This window comes from Micromonospora sp. NPDC049799 (assembly GCF_040656655.1).
Lineage (GTDB): Bacteria > Actinomycetota > Actinomycetes > Mycobacteriales > Micromonosporaceae > Micromonospora.
Map to the genome: position 1 here is coordinate 1 of NZ_JBFAMU010000865.1, position 1271 is coordinate 1271.

1 protein-coding gene and 1 pseudogene are annotated in these 1271 nt (G+C 75.5%); both read right to left on the reverse strand.

From position 1 onward, the window contains the following. Positions 1–1025, reverse strand: a 1025-nt coding sequence (locus tag AB0I76_RS30195) for an ROK family protein (RefSeq protein ID WP_357042623.1), incomplete at its 3' end; no start/stop codon positions are given. A gap of 38 nt (positions 1026–1063) precedes the next feature. Next, positions 1064–1271: pseudogene (locus tag AB0I76_RS30200) on the reverse strand (hypothetical protein); the annotation flags it as partial.

A 1271-nucleotide genomic window follows, 5' to 3' on the forward strand; every position in this document is an offset into this window, starting at 1 on the left:
GGCCCGGCGCGCAGCGCCTCCAGCGCCGCGATCGCCACCCCCCGGGCACCGGCCATGTCGCGCTCCGGTACCAGCGCGAAGGTGGCCACCGCCGCCTGCTCCTCCCGCAGCACGGTGTGCTCGCGGACGGTCGCCAGGAACCAGTCGCGGAACTCCGGCGCCGCCTCCACCACGCCGCCCCCGACGAAGTACGCGTGCGGGTCGGTGAAGTTGGCCGCGATCGTGAACAGCCGGCCGATCGCCGCCGCCTGCTGCCGGAAGATCTCCCGGGCCAGTGCGTCGCCCCGCTCGCCGTACGCGCGGACCAGCTTCGCCGCCCGGGCCGGTGGCTCGGCCGCCAGCGGGTGCCCGGGGAAACGGGCCAGCCAGTACGGCAGCAGGTTCCGCTCGATGGCGGTCAGCGACGCGACGCTCTCGGCGTCACCGACGAACCCGCACGCGCAGGTCGGCTCCGGCTGGTCGGGAGTGAGCACCCCCACCAGCGGCAGGTGCACGTGGCCCAGCTCGCCGGCCATCCCGGCCGCCCCGGCGATCACCCGTCCGGCCTCCACCACGCCACCGCCCAGCCCGGTGCCGACGATCGCGGACACCGACGAGCGGCGCATGGCGTCCGCGCCGAAGTACGTGTGGTGGGCGTAGAGCGCGGCGGCGTTGCCGTCGTTGAGGTAGACCACCGGCAGGCCGAGACGTCGCTCCAGCGCGCCCCGCACGTCGTAGCCCCGCCACTCCGGCTGGGAGAAGTTGGTCGAGCCGCGCGACGAGATCACCCCGTCGGCACTGGCCGGACCGGGGGTGTCCAGCCCGACCGCCCGGACCAGCTCGCGGGGCACCCCGGTCAGCGCCAGCACGCCGTCGAGCGCGCGGGCCAGCGCCTCGATGGCCGCTTCCGGCCCGACGCGCACCTCGCTGGGGATCTCCACCAGGCCGTCGACGAGGAACCGACCGTCCACGGTGAGGACCGTGGCGTTGTTGCTGGTGCCGCCGTTGTCCAGCCCGACGACCACCGGCACACCTGCGTTGCCCACCCGACCCCGCCCTCCGCCGTCACGAACCTGACGCGAGGTTAGTTCCCTCTTTGCCCGTCGGCCACGCCCGAGCGGCCGGACCCGCTGGCCCGACCGGTGACGGCGACGGCGTCCCGCTCGTCGTCGCGTACGACCACCGGCACCAGGCCGACCGCCGTCATCGCGGCGCACAGCGCCCCCGACTGCCCCTCGCTGACCTCCACCACCAGGTGCCCACCCGGCGCGAGCCACCCGGCCGCGCCCTCG